Below are 16,843 nucleotides of genomic sequence, written 5' to 3'. Positions count from 1 at the left end.
CCTGGTCAGGTCTACTATAGCCCCGATGGTCTACAATTCAATAGAATAATGGATAAGCCACCGGCTGGCGCGACCGCCGAATGGCCGGGGAGAGGGAAGCCAACAGTGTCCGACCGGGCGTCGGAGCTGGCCGTAGCACAGCGCGAGCACTGGCAGGACACCTACCGGGCGCACCCGGCGATGTACGGGACCGACCCGTCCGAGCCGGCCGTGTATGCGGCCGAGGTGTTCAAGGCCGATGGGGTTGGACGGGTGCTGGAGTTGGCGGCCGGTCAGGGCCGTGACACCCTGTATCTGGCTCATCGGGGCTTCGCGGTGGTGGCCACCGACTTCAGCGACGTTGCGGTCGCAGAACTGCGCCGAACGGCCCAGGTCCAGGGTGTGGCCGCGCGGGTGCGGACAATCGTCCACGACTTGCGTGCGCCCCTGCCCGTGCGGACCGGCTCGATGGACGGCGCCTTCGCCCACATGGCTTTATGTATGGCCTTGTCCACCAACGAGATCCACTCGCTCGTCGACGAGGTCCGCCGGGTGTTGAAGCCGGGCGGCAAGTTCATCTACACCGTTCGGCATACCGGCGATGCGCACTACGGAGCGGGACGGGCCCACGGCGACAACATCTTCGAGTGCGGAGGGTTCGCGGTGCACTTCTTCTCCCGCGAGCTGGTGGAGAGCCTAGCCGCGGGCTGGATACTCGAAGATGTGCACGACTTCGAAGAAGGTGAGCTGCCCCGGCGGCTATGGCGGGTCACCGCCACCAAGCCAGCGAGTCGCTAGACCGTTGCCCGGTCGCACTGTGGGGTAAGCCGTAGCTGCGCGCCATGTTTGGGGACGGTGGTGATGTTGCGGACCAGCGGGGTCTCGCGGCTGTTCGGTCCGGCGGCGGTGATGGTGAATCGGCGGAAAATCTCGCGCAGGATGACGACACCCTCGGTGAGTGCGAACCCGACGCCGAGGCACCGGCGCACGCCGCCACCAAAGGGGAGCCACGTGTTTGGTGCCACGCTGCCGTCGAGGAACCGGCTTGGACGAAACTCTGTGGGGTTGGGGTGCGCTTCCTCGTTGGCATGGGCTAGCAGGATCGACGTGTTGACCACCGTCCCGGCTGGCAGCCGCCAGCCGCCGATCTCGGTGGGGGTGGTGAGCTTTCGAGCCGTGGAAGCGATCACCGTGTGCCTGCGCATCCCTTCTTTCAGGACCGCCTCCAGGAATGCGTCGTCACCGTCGACGGCTGCCGAGACGACCTGGCCTTGGATATCGGGGGCCTGGGCGAGTTCCCACAGCGTCCAGGACAACGCCGCGGCGGTTGTCTCATGGCCGGCCAGCAGGAGGGTGATGAGCTGGTCGCGAAGTTCGGCATCGGTCAACGCGGTCGTGGACGTGTCCCTGGTTTGCAGGAGTCTGGACAACACGTCGGCACGGGCCGCAAGATCGGAAATGGCTCGGCGTGAGGCAATTTCGTGATAGAGAATGTCGTCGATCCGGTGTTGGTTGTCGAAGAAACGCTTCCATGGGTTCACGTGTTTGAGGACCGGATACGGAAGCCCGGCCAGGATCATGGGATGGATGTTGATGATGTCTTGCAGACGACTGGTCAACTCCGCCTTGACCTTTGGGTCGGTGACACCGAAAACGACGCGCAGGATGACGTCCAGGGTGAGCGCGTTCATGCAGTCAAGGGCAGTGACGTTGGCGCCGACCGGCCAGCGCGCGATGTGCTCCCGCGCAACGGATTCGATCATGTCGCGGTATCCGCGCAGCGCGGCCCGGGTGAATGCCGGCATCAGCAGTGACCGGATCCGGGAATGTTCGGCTTCGTCAGTCATCAGCACGGAGTGCTCACCCATCACAAACCCAAGGATCTGGTTGCCTTCGCCGGCGTGCAGCGTCCTCGGGTCGGCCGCGAAGATCTCTTTGATGTGTTCGGGGCGGGTATAGACCACAAGGTTGTCGGCATAGGGGGGCACCCGCAGCGAGAACACATCCCCGTACCGGCGGTGCATGGCCGGCAGGAACCATTCTCGGAACTTGAGGTACAGCACGCTTTGCACATAGCGGGGTAGCCGCGGCCCGGGTGGCAAGGTGGCCGTCACCGCGTCGCCTCGCCGAATTCCGGTGCCTGCACCCCCGGCCACGCCACATCGTGGTTGATGCACCCCCGGCGCAGCGCACGGATAAATTCCTGAGCGTCCCCGGAGACCCCTGCGAAATCCTCGGGGCCCATGACGACGTGGTGCCCACCATGTGTCTGCGCCACCACCGCTGGAGTCCGGTCAGCGGTCAGCCGCGCCACGTCGGGCGAACGCTCATTGCGGTGCACCAGGTCGAACGGCACTCCCAGAGCGCACGTCAGGTGCTGCCATTCGGGGTTGCCCCGCCATCCCCGGTGGGTGATATCACACAATGCGCACGACGTCGTCCCGCGCAGCTTGCCGAACAAATACGCCAGCTCGCCCCACAGGCCGCCGTCGCCGTTGAACACTCCGATGAAGCGGACAACCTCGTTTGCCACGGTCGCTCCTTCGTGATAAACAAATGTTTGATGTAAACGATTGTTTATCACGCTAGGATGCAGCTGTGCAACAACCACGCACAAACCGCGAGAAACTGCTGGACGGCGCTCTGGCGTGCCTGCGGGACCGCGGTTACGGCAACACCAGCTCGCGCGACATCGCGCGCGCCGCAGGGGTGAACGTCGCATCGATCAACTACCACTTCGGGAGCAAGGAGGCGCTGCTCGACGACGCGCTCGGCCGGTGCTTTTCCACCTGGAACCGCCGCGTCCAGGAGGCATTCGACCGGTCCGCAGCCGCCGGTGGGTACGGACGGATCCGGGCCGTTCTGGAGGCCACCATTGATTCGTTCGAAGAGATCCGTCCCGCCGTCTACGCGTGCGTCGAATCGTACGCGCCGGCGCTGCGCTCGGAGGTGCTGCGGGAACGCCTCGCCGCCGGATACGCCGATGTGCGGCAACATTCAGTCGAGCTGGCCCGGGCCGCTCTCGAAGGCACCGAGGTGGAACCACCCGAAAGCCTGCCGACCATTGTCTCGGTGCTGATGGCCGTCATCGATGGCCTCATGATCCAGTGGATCGCCGACCCATCCGCCACCCCGCGATCGGCCGAGGTCCTTCAAGCGCTGGCCGACATCGGCGCAGTCGTCGCGTCGCCCTGAAACGGTTCAGCAGGCGACGCCAGCCCCGCCGCGGTGTCGACGGTGGGGTCGCTGCGGCCTGTTTAACGCTGCGGGCAACGGGTAGTCCCTAGATGGGCATCAAAGCTAACGAGGGGGTATGCGATGAACCTGAAGCGGCTGGTCAGCCATGCAATGGTGGCCGGTGGCATCGGCTTCTTGAGCGCGGTCGGGCCCGGAGTAGGCGTGGCGGCCGCGGATTGGCCGGTTATCCCGCCGCCGCCGTTGCCGGATGTCAATGTGCCGCCGGTGAATGTGCCGCCGGTCAACGTGCCCGATGTGAACGTGCCGCCGGTGAATGTGCCGCCGGTCAACGTGCCCGATGTGAACGTGCCGCCGGTGAATGTGCCGCCGGTCAACGTGCCCGATGTGAACGTGCCGCCGGTGAATGTGCCGCCGGTCAACGTGCCCGATGTCAACGTGCCGCCGGTGAATGTGCCGCCGATCAACCTGCCAAATGTCAACTTCTGATAAACCGGCGAGGATCCTGAACGGTTTGAATCAAGCGCTGGCTGACATTGGCGCATTCATGTCGCGGTCGCCGTGAACCACACGGTGGACTCACACGCCGACCTGCGTGTGATGCAGACGTCGATGAAGCCCGCAGCGCGAAGCCACGCCGTGGTCTCGCCGGTGGTCGGTAGGCGATAGATCGCGGGGTCGAAACGCGCGGCGAGCGGTCTGTCATCGGATAGGGATGTCAGGACGAGTCGACCGCCTGGCCGCAATGCCCGGGCGATGTCGTGCAGGCTGGTCCGGGGATCCGGCCAGAAATAGAAGTTGTGCACGCTCAGGACCTTGTCAAGGCTGTGGTCGGCAATCGGCAGCCGAATTCCATCGCCACGACGGAGCGAGATCAGGCCGGCGGCAATGGATTTCGCGTTGTAGCGCGCGGCGACTGCCAGCATGGTCGCCGACACCTCGACACCGATGACCTCGGCGCCGGCTCCAGCCAGCAGCCCAAGGGTTCGGCCGGGGCCAAAGCCGATCTCGCAGATGCGCTCGCCCGGTGCCGGCGCCAGAAGTTCGAGGGCCACGCGGTTGACTCCGGCGGTCTCCGTTCGCCAGATCCGCCCCAACAGGCGACCGAATGCGCCCCTTGGCCTGGCGGCCTGACTCGACAGGTAACGGCGGGCGGCAGCGGTGACGGGCATAAACGACCTCCGAATCTACGGGTGCTAGTTCACATCTGCTGTCGCAGTGGCTCGAACGACAAACTCGGCGAGGGTCGCGGCGACCGCATCGTCGTTTTCGCCGGGCCGCGCGGTGGACGCGGGCTCGGGCCATGGGTCGAAGTGACGGTGCACGGCCCACAACGCGCAGAGCTCGACGATCGTCCGTGCGACCACCGGCGCTGGCCCTGGCAGGCGCAGCTGCCCGGCGCGTTGGCGGCGCAGTAGGTATGTCTGGACCGCATTGACCTGGACGTCTCGGCCGGTGCCGAACCACACCTGCGCCAGGTCGGGTAGCTCGGGGGCGCATCGGTCGACCAGTTTGAGCGCGATCCGGTGCCGGGCGAGGCGACGGTAAAGGTCCGTCACGATCCCGGCCAGCTCCGCCCGTGCGCTCGCAGGCGTGGTATCGGGCGGCAACGCCTCGTGCAGCGCCAGTGTGAGCCTCATATCGGCGACCTCGCCGGCCAGGCGATCCGACACCAACGCCGCGATCTCCCCGTCGTGAGGTGCGGCCACCGGGAGATCCGACGGTGGCGGCAGGGGTTCATGAGCGTCGCCGTAACGCACCGCCGCGGCGAAGAGCGCGGCCTTACCCTGGGCGTAGCCGTACAGCGTGCCCTTGGCCAGAGCGAGGGCGTCCGCCACGTCCTGCACCTGCGTGCGCTGGTAGCCGTGGGTGATGAACACCCGGGCCGACGCGGCGACGATCGCGGAAAATCGGTCCGCCGGAATCGTTCGGGGCACGGTCCCCATCATAATTGACCGACTCAGTCAGTCAATATCAAAGGCACGGTCTTGCGCGCGCCCCCCACTCGGGCTAATGTTCCAATTATCCATAGAATACTGTTAAGCGGACGGCCCATCATCACGTCGGCGACCGAACCGGTCGAGCAGACCGCATGGGCCGATCGACCGGAAAGCCATGTCGAGCGCAGAGGAGTCAGGTTCATGAGCAAGGCAGTTCTCATCCTGGGCGCTGGTGTCGGCGGCCTCACCACCGCTGACACCCTCCGCCAACTGCTGCCACCCGAGATCCGGATCGTCTTGGTGGACAAAGGCTTCGACGGGACACTGGGGTTGTCGCTGCTGTGGGTGCTGCGGGGCTGGCGTCAGCCCGACGAAGTCCGGGTGCGCGCCACGGCGGCCTCGCTGCCCGGTGTCGAGCTGGTCACTGCGACCGTGGGCCACATCGACATCCCGGCCCAGGCGGTGCACACCGATGCGGGCGTGATCGGCTACGACGCGTTGGTGATCGCCTTGGGCGCGACGCTGGACACCGCCGCGGTTCCCGGCCTTTCGGAGGCGCTCGATGCCGGCGTCGCCGGCCAGTTCTACACGCTCGATGGCGCGACGGGGCTGCGCGCGAAGGTCGACGAACTGGACCGCGGCCGGATCGCCGTGCTCATCGCCGGGGTGCCATTCAAGTGCCCCGCCGCGCCGTACGAGGCGGCGTTCCTGCTGGCTGCCCAACTCGGCGACCGCTTCGACAGCGAAACCGTGCGGATCGACACCTTCACGCCCGACCCACTGCCGATGCCGGTCGCCGGACCCGAGGTCGGCGAGGCCTTGGTTGCCCTGCTCAAGGATCGTGGGATCGGTTTTCATCCGCGCAAGACCATCGCCCGCGTCGATGCCGCCGAAACGACGCTGCACTTCGGCGACGGCACCGCCGAGCCGTTCGACCTTCTCGCGGTGGTTCCGCCGCACGCGCCGTCGGCCGCGGCCCGGTCGGCCGGCCTGGGCGAGGCCGGGTGGATCCCGGTGAACCCGCAGACCCTGTCCACCGGGGTCGACAACGTGTGGGCCATCGGTGACGCCACCGTGCTCACCCTGCCGAACGGCAAACCGCTGCCCAAGGCGGCGGTGTTCGCCGAAGCCCAGGCCGAAGTCGTCGCCCATCGCGTCGCTCGCCAGCTCGGCTATGACGCACCCGAGCGCTTTTTCACCGGGTGGGGCGCCTGTTACGTCGAGACCGGCGATCACCAGGCCGCCAAGGGCGAAGGCAACTTCCTGCACGCGCCCGCGCCGTCGGTGACGTTGTACCCGCCCTCACGGGCGTTCCACGACGAGAAGGTGGCACAGGAACGGGCCTGGCTTGACCGCTGGAACCGATGACCCGTCGCGAATGATCGATGACCATCCGCTCGTTGCACTACAACGAAACGACTTCGCGTTCGGGGCTCCCTGAGACATCGACAAAACCCATGGGCGCCAGACACTTTGGTGACAGCACAGGCATGAGGTCACCTGCGAAATCGGCCCGGGTGGTACAGGTGCCACGCACCGGCCCGGCGAACCGCTGGGTACGCCAACGGTTATCGCCGTTTGCCGGCTCTCACGGGTCGTCCTCGTCGTCGTCGTTGTGCAGGAGCTTCTCGGGGTGAAAGTAGGCGTTGGTTCTGGGTTGTCCGTGGTCGAGGTGGGCGGGGGGAAGCCACTCGGTGGTGCCGTCGCGGCGTTTGCGGGTGGCCCATCCGCCGGTGGTGGCCAGTTGGTGGTGGGGGCCGCAGGCTTGGGTCAGGTCGTTGATGTCGGTCTCTCGGCACTGGGAATAATCGGTCACATGGTGCACTTCGGTGAGGTAGCCGGGCACATCGCAATTGGGAAACGAGCAGCCGCGATCCTTGGCGTACAACACGATTCGCTGGGCAGGGGAGGCCAGCCGCTTGGTGTGATAGAGCGCCAGCTCGCGGCCGTGGTCGAAGATGCGCAGGTAGTGGTGGGCGTGGGCGGCCAGCCGGATCACCTCACTCATCGGCAGCAGGCTGCCCCCACCGGTGAGCGCGTGTCCGGCGCGGGCTTCCAACTCGGCCAGGCTGGTGGACACGATGATCGAGGCCGGCAGCCCGTTGTGGCGGCCCAGCTCCCCCGAGCACAGCAGGGCACGTAGCGCCGCCTGCAGCGCGTCGTGGTTTCTGTGGGCGGCGCTGCGGGTGTCGGCGTCGATGGCGGCCTGTGACGGGGTGCCGCTGAGGCAGGGGGTGGGGTCGGCGGGGTTGGCCATGCCGGGGGCGCCCAGTTTGGCCAGCACGGCATCGAGGGTGGCGCGGGCTTCGGGGGTCAGGTAGCCGGTGATCGCCGACATGCCGTCGGCGCCCTGCTTGCCGATCACGATGCCGCGGCGGCGGGCCCGGTCGGTGTCGGTGAAATTGCCGTCGGGGTTGAGGCAGTCGGCGAGTTTGGCGGCCAGCTTGTGCAGCTGATCGGGCCGAAACCGGCCACCCAGGCCGGCCAGTTCGGCTTCGGCCTTGTCCCGGGTGGGCAGATCCACCCCGCTGGGCAGCTGGTGCAGGAAGGAGCGAATGATCTGCACGTGTTGCGTGCCGAGACGCCCGGCGCGTTGGGCTTCGGCGGTGGCCGTCAACAGCGGCGGCAACACCTCTCCGGTCAGCGCGCGCCGCGGCCCCAGATCGGCGGCCTCGCCGATGCGCCGGGCTGCTTCGCCGCGGGTGATGCGCAGCCGCTCGGCCAGCGCGAACGCCAGCTTGCCGCCCAGTTCGCTCGGGTCGGCCTGGTCGGCGAGCTTGTTGATGAACGGGTGCTCGACGGCGGGTAGGCGGCGGCGCAGCGTTTCGCAGCGTTCCAGCATGGTCAGGCATTCGGGGGTGGTCAACACGTCGATGGATAGGTCCAGCGCCCGGTGAAGGGCGGCGTCGAGGGCGTCGAACACCTCGACGATCTCCTCCCGGCTACTCGAATGCATGTTCGAATACTATCACGGTTGATCGCCGCGTGCCACCTCGTACCAGGGTAAATCCGATGTTCCGCAGGTAAATTCAGTGACTGCAGGAGTTAGGTGCCCCGTCTGGCAACGCGGGGTCAGGATCGTAACCAGGACAGCCAGCAACATGAAGCCGATTTCTGACACCGCACTGGCAATCAGAGGCGCCGAGACACGCGGGATCGCGTGCGTCGAAATGGAAGCTTCCCCGCTGACCGGCCCGCCGACGCCGGACATACCGCGACCCACCACGCGCATGTAAACGCCACGAAAAATACTGAATTCGGCATTGTGACGCCCGAGCCGCGGGTTGTTGTCGTGGTCCACCGGTCGGTGCCTCTTAGCAGCGCGTTTTCGTGGCCCGTGGCAACATCGCCGCGTGCTGCGCGCGCCGCAATGTGACCGTGGTGTTAAAGCAATCGCACAGTCGCCCACAAGAGCGGGTGCGTCATTTTGGACAGCCCAAAAACCTCCCTTACCCTCAGTAAATGACCGGGCGATGGCCGTTGTTCGAGAGGAGGCGCGTTGGTTGATCTGAACCAGAATCGCCAGAGCGCAGCCGACGCCCTGCTCGGACTCAGCAAATATTTCCATCGCGGCGAAATCTCCCCGGATCATCGCGCGCTGCACAAGATCGGCGGCCGCTCAGCCGACGACTTCTACCGCGAACGGTGGGCGCATGACAAGGTGGTGCGCTCCACGCACGGGGTCAACTGCACCGGGTCGTGTTCGTGGAAGATCTACGTCAAGGACGGCGTCATCACCTGGGAGTCCCAGCAGACCGACTACCCGTCGGTCGGCGCCGACAAGCCGGAGTACGAGCCCCGCGGCTGCCCTCGCGGAGCGTCGTTCTCCTGGTACACGTATTCGCCTGCGCGCGTGCGCTATCCGTACGTTCGCGGTGTCCTGCTGCGCTACTACCGCGAGGCCAAGGAGCGACTGCACGACCCGGTGCTCGCCTGGGCGGACGTCGTCGATGATCCGGTGAAGTCGGCACGCTACAAGGCCGCGCGCGGCAAGGGCGGGTTTGTTCGGGTCGAGTGGTGGGAGGCCGCCGAGATCGCGGCGGCGGCGCACGTGCACACCATCAAACGCTACGGCCCCGACCGGGTGGCCGGATTCTCACCGATACCGGCGATGTCGATGGTCAGTCATGCCGTTGGGGCACGGTTCATTTCGCTGCTCGGCGGGTCGATGCTGTCGTTTTACGACTGGTACGCCGACCTTCCGGTGGCCTCGCCGCAGGTGTTCGGCGACCAGACCGATGTGCCCGAGTCCGCCGACTGGTTCGACGCCGGGTACCTGATCATGTGGGGCTCCAACGTTCCGGTCACCCGGACACCCGATGCGCACTACATGACCGAGGCGCGCTATCGCGGCCAGAAGGTGGTCGTGGTCTCCCCCGACTACGCCGACAACACCAAGTTCGCCGACGAATGGCTGCCGGCGCGCCCGGGTACCGATGCCGCGCTGGCGATGTCGATGGGGCACGTGATCCTCAAGGAGTTCTTCGTCGAGACGACGACGCCCTACTTCTGCGACTACGTCAAGAAGTACACGGATCTGCCGTTCCTGGTGACCCTAGCCGAGCGCGACGGCGCCTGGCTGCCCGGGAAGTTCCTGACCGCGGCCGATCTCGGCGACACCGCCGAAGGCAGCTCGTCCAAGACGGTGCTGCTCGACGCGGCGGGAAACCCGGTGGTGCCGAACGGCTCACTCGGACACCGGTTCACCGCGTCCGGCGAGGGCAAGTGGAACCTCGACCTGCAAGGCGTGGACCCGCTGCTCACCCTCTACGGCGCGCACGGCGAGCTGACCGCGGTGCAACTGCCCCGGTTCGACGGCGAGCGTCCGGGTGTGCTGACCCGCGGCGTACCTACCAAAACCATAGCCGGACAACGGGTCACAACGGTGTTCGACCTGTTGCTCGCGCAGTACGGGGTGTACCGGGACGGCCTGCCGGGCGACTGGCCCACCAGCTACGACGATGCGGCGGCACCGTATACCCCGGCGTGGCAGGAGCCGATCACCGGCGTGCCGGCCGCGGCGGCCGCCCGGATCGCGCGCGAATTCGCCGACAACGCACGCCGATCGCGTGGCCGGTCGATGATTCTGATGGGCGCCGGAACCAACCACTGGTTTCACTCCGACCAGATCTATCGGTCCTTCCTCACCCTGGTGATGCTCACCGGCTGCCAGGGCGTCAACGGCGGCGGCTGGGCGCACTACGTTGGCCAGGAGAAATGCCGACCGGTAACGGGGTGGTCGACACTGGCTTTCGGGTTGGATTGGCAACGGCCGCCGCGGCAGATGCAGGGCACGGTGTTCTGGTATCTGTCGACCGACCAGTGGCGCTACGACCGGTTCACCTCGGAGGTGATGGCCTCACCGCTGGCCGAGGGCAAATTCGCCGGCCGCACCGCGGCGGACAACATCGCGTTGGCCAGCCGGCTGGGATGGATGCCGAGTTACCCGACGTTCAATCGCAACCCGCTCGACCTGGCCGACGAGGCCATCCGGCTGGGCAAGGACCCGTCGCAACACGTTGTGGACGGCCTGAAGTCGGGCCACCTGCAGTTCGCCTGCGAGGACCCGGACGCGCCGGAGAACTTTCCGCGCTGCCTGACGGTGTGGCGGTCCAACCTGCTGGGCTCGTCGGCCAAGGGCAACGAGTACTTCCTGAAACACCTGCTGGGCACCGATTCCAACGTCGCCGCGCGTGAGCGGGATGCGGTGCGCCCGCAAGAGGTGCGCTGGCGCGCCGAGGCGCCGGTGGGCAAGCTGGACCTGCTGTTGTCGCTGGACTTCCGCAACACCAGCACCACGCTGTTCTCCGACGTCGTGCTGCCGGCCGCCACCTGGTATGAGAAGCATGACCTGTCCAGCACCGACATGCACCCGTTCGTGCACGCCTTCTCACCGGCGATCTCCCCGCCGTGGGAGACCAAGACCGACTTCGAGGCCTTCCACCGGATCGCGCGCGGGTTTTCCTGGCTCGCCGAAAAACACCTCGGCACGCGCAAAGACATCGTCGCCGTCCCGCTGCAGCATGACAGCGCCGACGCCACCGCGCAGCCCGGCGGGCGGGTGCAGGATTGGAAAGCCGGTGAGTGCGAACCGATTCCGGGCAAGACGATGCCGCGGCTGGTGGTGGTCGAACGGGACTACGCGGCGATAGCCGAGAAGATGGCGGCGCTGGGGCCGATGGTCGAGACGGTCGGCCTCACCGTCAAGGGAGTCACCACGCATCCCGACGCGGAGGTGGAATACCTGCGCGGCGTCAACGGTGCGGTGGTCAGCGGGGTGGCGGTGGGACGGCCGTCACTGGCCAAGGACACCCACGCCGCCGAGGCGATCCTGGCGTTGTCCGGGACGACGAATGGGCGCCTGGCGGTCGAGGGGTTCGAGGCGCTGCAGCGCCGCACCGGCGTCCCGCTCGCCGACCTCGCGAAGGAGAGCGAAGGGCGGCGGATCAGCTTCGCCGACACCCAATCCCGGCCGGTGCCGGTGAACACCTCACCGGAATGGTCCGGGTCGGAGACCGGGGGCCGGCGGTACTCGCCGTTCACGATCAACACCGAACGCCTCAAGCCCTGGCACACGCTGACGGGTCGCCAGCACTTCTACCTCGATCACGACTGGATGGCCGAACTGGGGGAGCAGCTGCCGATCTTCCGTCCGCCGCTGGACATGACGGCGCTGTTCGACGAGCCGGCGGTCGGGGACACCAGCGGTGGGATCACGGTGCGGTATTTGACGCCGCACTCCAAGTGGTCCATCCATTCGGCATACCAGGACAACCTGTACATGCTCACGCTTTCCCGTGGCGGGCAGGCGATTTGGATGTCGGACGTCGACGCGGCGAAGATCGGCGTCAAGGACAACGACTGGATCGAGTGCACCAACCGCAACGGTGTGGTGAACGCACGCGCGATCGTCAGCCACCGAATGCCCGAGGGCCTGGTGTTCATGTACCACGCCCAGGACAAGGCGGTGGACGTACCCCGCACCGAGAAGACCGGCAAGCGCGGCGGCATCCACAACGCGCTGACCCGGATCATGATCAAGCCGTCACACCTGATCGGAGGCTACGCTCAGCAGTCGTTCGCGCTGAACTACCACGGTCCCACCGGAAACCAGCGCGACGAGGTCACCACGATCCGGCGGCGCTCACAAGAAGTGGAGTACTGACGATGAAGGTCATGGCTCAGCTGGCGATGGTGATGAACCTCGACAAGTGCATCGGCTGCCACACCTGCAGCGTCACCTGCAAACAAGCCTGGACCAACCGCGCCGGCGTGGAGTACGCCTGGTTCAACAACGTGGAAACCCGTCCCGGCCAAGGGTATCCGCGCCAATACCAAGACCAGGAAAAATGGAAGGGCGGCTGGACGCTCAACAAGCGCGGCAAGCTGACGCTGCGGTCCGGATCGCGGCTACGCCGGCTGGTCAACATCTTCGCCAACCCGCACCTGCCCACGGTGTCGGACTACTACGACCCGTGGACCTACGACTACGAGAGCCTGCTGTCGGCGCCGGCGATGGACACCACGCCGGTGGCCCGCCCCAAGTCCCTCATCACCGGCGAAGACACCAAGGTGACCTGGGGCGCCAACTGGGACGACGACCTCGGTGGCGGGCCCGAGCAGGTGGGCCGGGATCCGTTGCTGGCCAAGGTGTCTGACAAGGTCAAGCTGGAATTCGAGCAGGCCTTCATGTTCTACCTGCCGCGCATCTGCGAGCACTGCCTCAATCCCTCGTGTGCGGCGTCGTGCCCGTCCGGCGCGATCTACAAGCGCAGCGAGGACGGCATCGTGCTGGTCGATCAGGACCGCTGCCGCGGCTGGCGGCAGTGCGTCACCGGCTGCCCGTACAAGAAGATCTACTTCAACCATAAGACCGGCAAGGCCGAGAAGTGCACGTTCTGCTACCCGCGCGTCGAGGTGGGCATGCCGACCGTGTGCTCGGAGACCTGCGTCGGCCGGTTGCGCTACATCGGGGTGCTGCTTTACGACGCCGACGCCGTCGCGGCCGCAGCCTCCGTGCCCAACGAAAGGGACCTGTATCCGGCGCAGCTGGGCGTGTTCTTGAACCCCCACGATCCGCGGGTGGTCGCGGAGGCCGAGCGCGCCGGGATCTCGGGCGAATGGATCGAGGCCGCGCAGCACTCGCCGGTGTACCGGCTCATCGTCGACTACCAGCTGGCGTTGCCGCTGCACCCGGAATACCGCACGCTGCCGATGGTCTGGTACATCCCGCCGCTGTCCCCGGTCGTCGACATCCTCACCGAAACCGGTCACGACGGCGAGAACTCCAACAACCTGTTCGGCGCCATCGACGCCCTTCGCGTCCCGGTCGAGTATCTGGCCGAGCTGTTCACCGCCGGTGATGTCGGCCCGGTTCGCCTTGCGCTGCAACGGCTTGCGGCGATGCGCTCGTACATGCGCGCGGCCAACCTGGGCGAGGAGTTCGACGACACGATCCCGGCCTCGGTGCGGCTGAGCGGCGACGAGATCGAAGCGATGTATCGGCTGCTGGCGATCGCCAAATACCACGACCGTTACGTGATCCCCAGCGGCGCAGGCGCGGACGCGCACCGGCTGGACGCGCTGGCCACCGGATGCAGCCTGGACGGCGACGGCGGGCCGGGGATGACGGCCTTCGACGCCGTGGTCAGCAAGTTTCACCTCACCAACGGCGACGGCGCCGCCGCACGGGACAAGCCGGTCCGGGTCAACCTGCTCAACTGGGACGGCAAGAGCACCGACGGGCTGGTGCCGACCACATGAAGATGCTGACGCTGACCCGCGGGCGCGCCGGTGAGCGTGCCGGTCTGGCCGAGCGCGACCAACGACTGGTGTGGCGCATCGCGGCGCTGCTGCTGGACTACCCCGGCGCGCAGCTGCTCGCGCTGACCGATCAACTGGCCACCGCGGCAAGGGAACTGCCCGCATCCGTGGGCGGGCCGCTGCTGGAGTTCCTGGGTGAGTTCGGCGATGCGGACCCGCTGCGGCTGGCCGCGCGCTACGTTGAGACGTTCGACATGCGTCGCAGTGCGACCCTGCACCTGACGTACTACGCCTACGGCGACACCCGCAAGCGTGGCATGGCGCTGCTGCGGTTCAAACACGCCTATCGCCAGGCCGGACTGCAGCTCGACGATGGCGAGCTACCCGATTACCTGCCGCTGGTTCTCGAGTTCGCCGCCACCATCGACCCGGGGCGGGGGGAGCGGTTACTCGGCGAGCATGTCCCGGTGCTCGAGTTGTTGAGACGGTCGCTGGCCCAGGGCGGCTCGCCGTATGCCATTGTGGTGGCCGCCGTGCTGGCGACGCTGCCGCCGATCAGCAGCGCCGACCACCGTCGCATCGCCGAGCTGGCCGCCCAGGGCCCGCCGGGCGAGGACGTCGGACTGGAACCGTTCGCGATGGATCCGCTCACGGCCGGAGGTCGTCGGTGACCAGCCTGCTGTGGATGGCCGCGCCCTACGTCGCGTTCACATCGTTTGTGCTGGGCCATATCTGGCGTTACCGCACCGATCAGTTCGGCTGGACCACCCGGTCGTCACAGATCTACGAGAGCCGGCTGCTGCAGCTGGGCAGCCCGCTGTTTCACTTCGGCCTGCTCGGCGTGTTCGGCGGCCACGTCGTCGGTCTGCTCGTTCCGCAATCATGGACGGCGGCGGTCGGAATCTCCGAGCCCGCTTACCATCTGATGGCCGTGACCATGGGCTCGCTGGCCGGGTTCGCCGTCGTGGCCGGGCTGGGAATCCTGCTGTACCGGCGGATCACGGTGTCCGCGGTGCGCAGGGCGACGACCCGTAGCGACCAGCTGATGTACCTGCTGCTGGTGGCCGCGCTGGCGACCGGGATGCTCAACACCCTGACCAACGTGTTCGCCAGCTACAACTACCGCGACACCGTGTCGCCGTGGTTCCGCAGCCTGTTTTCGCTGCATCCGGCGGCGGAGCTGATGGCCCACACACCGTGGACATTTCAGCTGCATGCGCTGATTGTCCTTGCGCTACTTGCTATCTGGCCGTACACCCGGTTGGTGCACATGTTCAGCGCGCCGGTCGGATACCTGGTGCGCCCGTACCTGGTCTACCGCAGCCAAGACCCGAAGAAGACTTCGGGCAACCGCTACGCGAAGGCCTGGGTGGCGCCCGAAGCGCCGCCCGCGCGCAGCCGCTGGGTGTGACTTTCCGACCTCACCCCCCCAACTGCTGGCTGGTGAGCAGGTTGTAGCGCGCCGGTCATCGCGGGAAGCGTCGCGGCAATAACACTTTTCTACGGTGATGGCATGCCAATACAGGTGCGCAACCACACCATCGATGACTGGGATGTCGAAGACGTCGACGCCTGGAACAACGGCGGCGCGAAGATCGCGCGCCGCAACCTGATCTGGTCCATCTTCGTTGAGCACGTCGGGTTCTCCGTCTGGTCGATCTGGTCGGTGATGGTCCTGTTCATGCCGCAGAACGTCTATCACATCGACGCCGCCGGAAAGTTCTTCCTCGTCGCGATGCCCGCGCTGGTCGGGTCGGTGCTGCGGCTGCCCTACACGTTCGCGGTGGCGAGGTTCGGCGGTCGCAACTGGACCATCTTTTCCGCGCTGGTGCTGGTGATCCCCACGGTGTTGACGCTGTATTGCATGGCCCACCCCGGCACGTCGTACACGACATTCATGATCGTGGCGGCCATCGCGGGGTTGGGCGGGGGCAACTTCGCGTCGTCGATGACCAACATCAACGCGTTCTATCCGCAGCGCCTCAAGGGGTGGGCGCTGGGCCTGAACGCCGGCGGCGGCAACATCGGCGTCGCGACCGTCCAGATCATCGGGCTGCTGGTGATCGCCGCGGTGGGCAACCGTTCCCCGCACTGGGTGTGCGCGGTATACCTGGTGCTGCTGGTGATCGCCGCGGTCGCCGCCGCGCTGTTCATGGACAACCTGACCAACCAGCGCACCGATGCCCGATCGATGATCGACGTGATGAAATACCGCGACTCGTGGCTGATCGCGCTGTTGTACATCGGCACGTTCGGGTCGTTCATCGGCTATTCGTTCGCGTTCGGCCAGGTGCTGCAGATCAGCTTTCTCGCCAACCTCAGCCACGGCGCCAAGGTGACCCCGGCGATGACGGCGCAGGCGGCCCTGCACGCCGCCCAGATCGCGTTCGTCGGGCCACTGGTGGGCTCGATCGCGCGGCCGCCGGGCGGTTGGCTGTCCGACCGCATCGGCGGCAGCAAGGTGACGCTGTACGCGTTCGCCGCGATGATCGCCGCCGCCGGCTGGCTGGTGGTGTTCGGTGAGATGGCCGACGCCGGGCATCGCGGCCTATCGGGCGGCATTTTGGCCGCCTACGTGGTCGGGTTCGTCGCACTGTTCATCCTGTCGGGAATCGGCAACGGGTCGGTGTACAAGATGATCCCGTCAATCTTCGACGCCAAGGCGCAGAGCATGGACGGTTTGAGCCGGGCCGAGAAGGCCGACTGGTCGCGCCGGATGTCGGGTGCGCTGATCGGTATCGCCGGGGCCATCGGCGCGCTCGGCGGCGTCGGCATCAACGTCGCGCTGCGGGCGTCGTATCTGTCGGCCGCCAAGTCCGCGACGGCAGCGTTCTGGGTGTTCCTGGGCTTCTACGTGTTGTGCGCGGTGGTTACCTGGTTCGTGTACGTACGGACGCCCAGCAGGGTGCGTGTCCCGACGACGGCGACGGTTGCGCAGGCCTCCGTCTCTGGGTGATATCCGCACA

Annotated in this window: 14 protein-coding genes and 1 pseudogene; 9 read left to right on the top strand and 6 right to left on the bottom strand. The window is 66.7% G+C overall.

What is annotated here, in order from left to right; translation table 11 throughout:
• Positions 1–105: 105 nt before the first annotated feature.
• Positions 106–777, top strand: coding sequence for a class I SAM-dependent methyltransferase (locus tag G6N20_RS15610; RefSeq protein WP_232065358.1), 672 nt, complete (start codon positions 106–108; stop codon positions 775–777).
• Here G6N20_RS15610 and G6N20_RS15605 read toward each other — a convergent pair.
• Both G6N20_RS15605 and G6N20_RS15600 read right to left on the bottom strand, forming a co-directional pair.
• Positions 774–2,093: a cytochrome P450 gene (locus tag G6N20_RS15605; protein ID WP_083045820.1), complete on the bottom strand. Its 1,320-nt coding sequence runs from the start codon at positions 2,091–2,093 to the stop codon at positions 774–776. The two genes, G6N20_RS15610 and G6N20_RS15605, sit on opposite strands and share 4 nt — an antisense overlap.
• On the bottom strand, positions 2,090–2,512 hold the full coding sequence (locus G6N20_RS15600; protein WP_083045685.1) for a hypothetical protein: 423 nt from the start codon (positions 2,510–2,512) through the stop codon (positions 2,090–2,092). Before G6N20_RS15600 ends, G6N20_RS15605 begins: the two co-directional genes overlap by 4 nt.
• Positions 2,513–2,577: 65 nt before the next feature.
• On the opposite strand from G6N20_RS15600, the gene G6N20_RS15595 reads away from it, so the two are divergent.
• Complete coding sequence (locus G6N20_RS15595) at positions 2,578–3,174, top strand: TetR/AcrR family transcriptional regulator (protein ID WP_083045684.1); 597 nt, start codon at positions 2,578–2,580, stop codon at positions 3,172–3,174.
• 123 nt (positions 3,175–3,297) lie between these two features.
• The gene (locus G6N20_RS15590; RefSeq protein ID WP_163663092.1) at positions 3,298–3,663 is read left to right on the top strand and encodes a hypothetical protein; all 366 of its coding nucleotides are present in this window, start codon (positions 3,298–3,300) and stop codon (positions 3,661–3,663) included.
• Between the two features lie 56 nt (positions 3,664–3,719).
• Here G6N20_RS15590 and G6N20_RS15585 read toward each other — a convergent pair whose 3' ends face one another.
• A complete protein-coding gene (locus tag G6N20_RS15585) occupies positions 3,720–4,346 on the bottom strand; it encodes a class I SAM-dependent methyltransferase (protein WP_083045683.1) in 627 nt (208 codons plus the stop codon).
• Between the two features lie 24 nt (positions 4,347–4,370).
• Entirely contained in the window at positions 4,371–5,111 is a 741-nt protein-coding gene (locus G6N20_RS15580; protein WP_083045819.1) for a TetR/AcrR family transcriptional regulator, read from the bottom strand.
• A gap of 204 nt (positions 5,112–5,315) precedes the next feature.
• Between G6N20_RS15580 and G6N20_RS15575 the strand changes: the two genes are divergently transcribed.
• Entirely contained in the window at positions 5,316–6,482 is a 1,167-nt protein-coding gene (locus tag G6N20_RS15575; RefSeq protein WP_083045682.1) for an NAD(P)/FAD-dependent oxidoreductase, read from the top strand.
• Between the two features lie 220 nt (positions 6,483–6,702).
• Here the strand turns inward: G6N20_RS15575 and G6N20_RS15570 are convergent, their stop codons facing one another.
• Entirely contained in the window at positions 6,703–8,070 is a 1,368-nt protein-coding gene (locus G6N20_RS15570; RefSeq protein WP_163663089.1) for an HNH endonuclease signature motif containing protein, read from the bottom strand.
• A 12-nt stretch (positions 8,071–8,082) separates the two neighbouring features.
• On the bottom strand, positions 8,083–8,415 hold the full coding sequence (locus G6N20_RS15565) for a hypothetical protein (RefSeq protein WP_142272197.1): 333 nt from the start codon (positions 8,413–8,415) through the stop codon (positions 8,083–8,085).
• Positions 8,416–8,676: 261 nt separating this feature from the next.
• Here G6N20_RS15565 and G6N20_RS15560 point away from each other — a divergent pair.
• The 5 genes and pseudogenes from G6N20_RS15560 to G6N20_RS15540 form a co-directional block, all read left to right on the top strand.
• A pseudogene (locus G6N20_RS15560) lies at positions 8,677–12,279 on the top strand (nitrate reductase subunit alpha); the annotation flags it as partial.
• Positions 12,280–12,281: 2 nt separating this feature from the next.
• On the top strand, positions 12,282–13,877 hold the full coding sequence (narH, locus tag G6N20_RS15555) for a nitrate reductase subunit beta (RefSeq protein ID WP_232065357.1): 1,596 nt from the start codon (positions 12,282–12,284) through the stop codon (positions 13,875–13,877).
• Positions 13,874–14,548 (top strand): nitrate reductase molybdenum cofactor assembly chaperone, encoded by a 675-nt coding sequence (gene narJ, locus G6N20_RS15550; RefSeq protein ID WP_083051852.1) that lies wholly within the window; start codon positions 13,874–13,876, stop codon positions 14,546–14,548. The genes narH and narJ overlap by 4 nt, the downstream gene beginning before the upstream one ends.
• Positions 14,545–15,288: a respiratory nitrate reductase subunit gamma gene (gene narI, locus G6N20_RS15545; protein WP_083051849.1), complete on the top strand. Its 744-nt coding sequence runs from the start codon at positions 14,545–14,547 to the stop codon at positions 15,286–15,288. Before narJ ends, narI begins: the two co-directional genes overlap by 4 nt.
• Before the next feature lie 102 nt (positions 15,289–15,390).
• Positions 15,391–16,833, top strand: a complete 1,443-nt coding sequence (locus tag G6N20_RS15540; RefSeq protein WP_083051847.1) for a nitrate/nitrite transporter — start codon at positions 15,391–15,393, stop codon at positions 16,831–16,833.
• The last annotated feature ends 10 nt before the right edge of the window (positions 16,834–16,843 follow it).

Source organism: Mycobacterium shinjukuense (genome assembly GCF_010730055.1).
GTDB classification, from domain to species: domain Bacteria; phylum Actinomycetota; class Actinomycetes; order Mycobacteriales; family Mycobacteriaceae; genus Mycobacterium; species Mycobacterium shinjukuense.
This window is presented reverse-complemented; position numbering and strand designations above follow the sequence as displayed.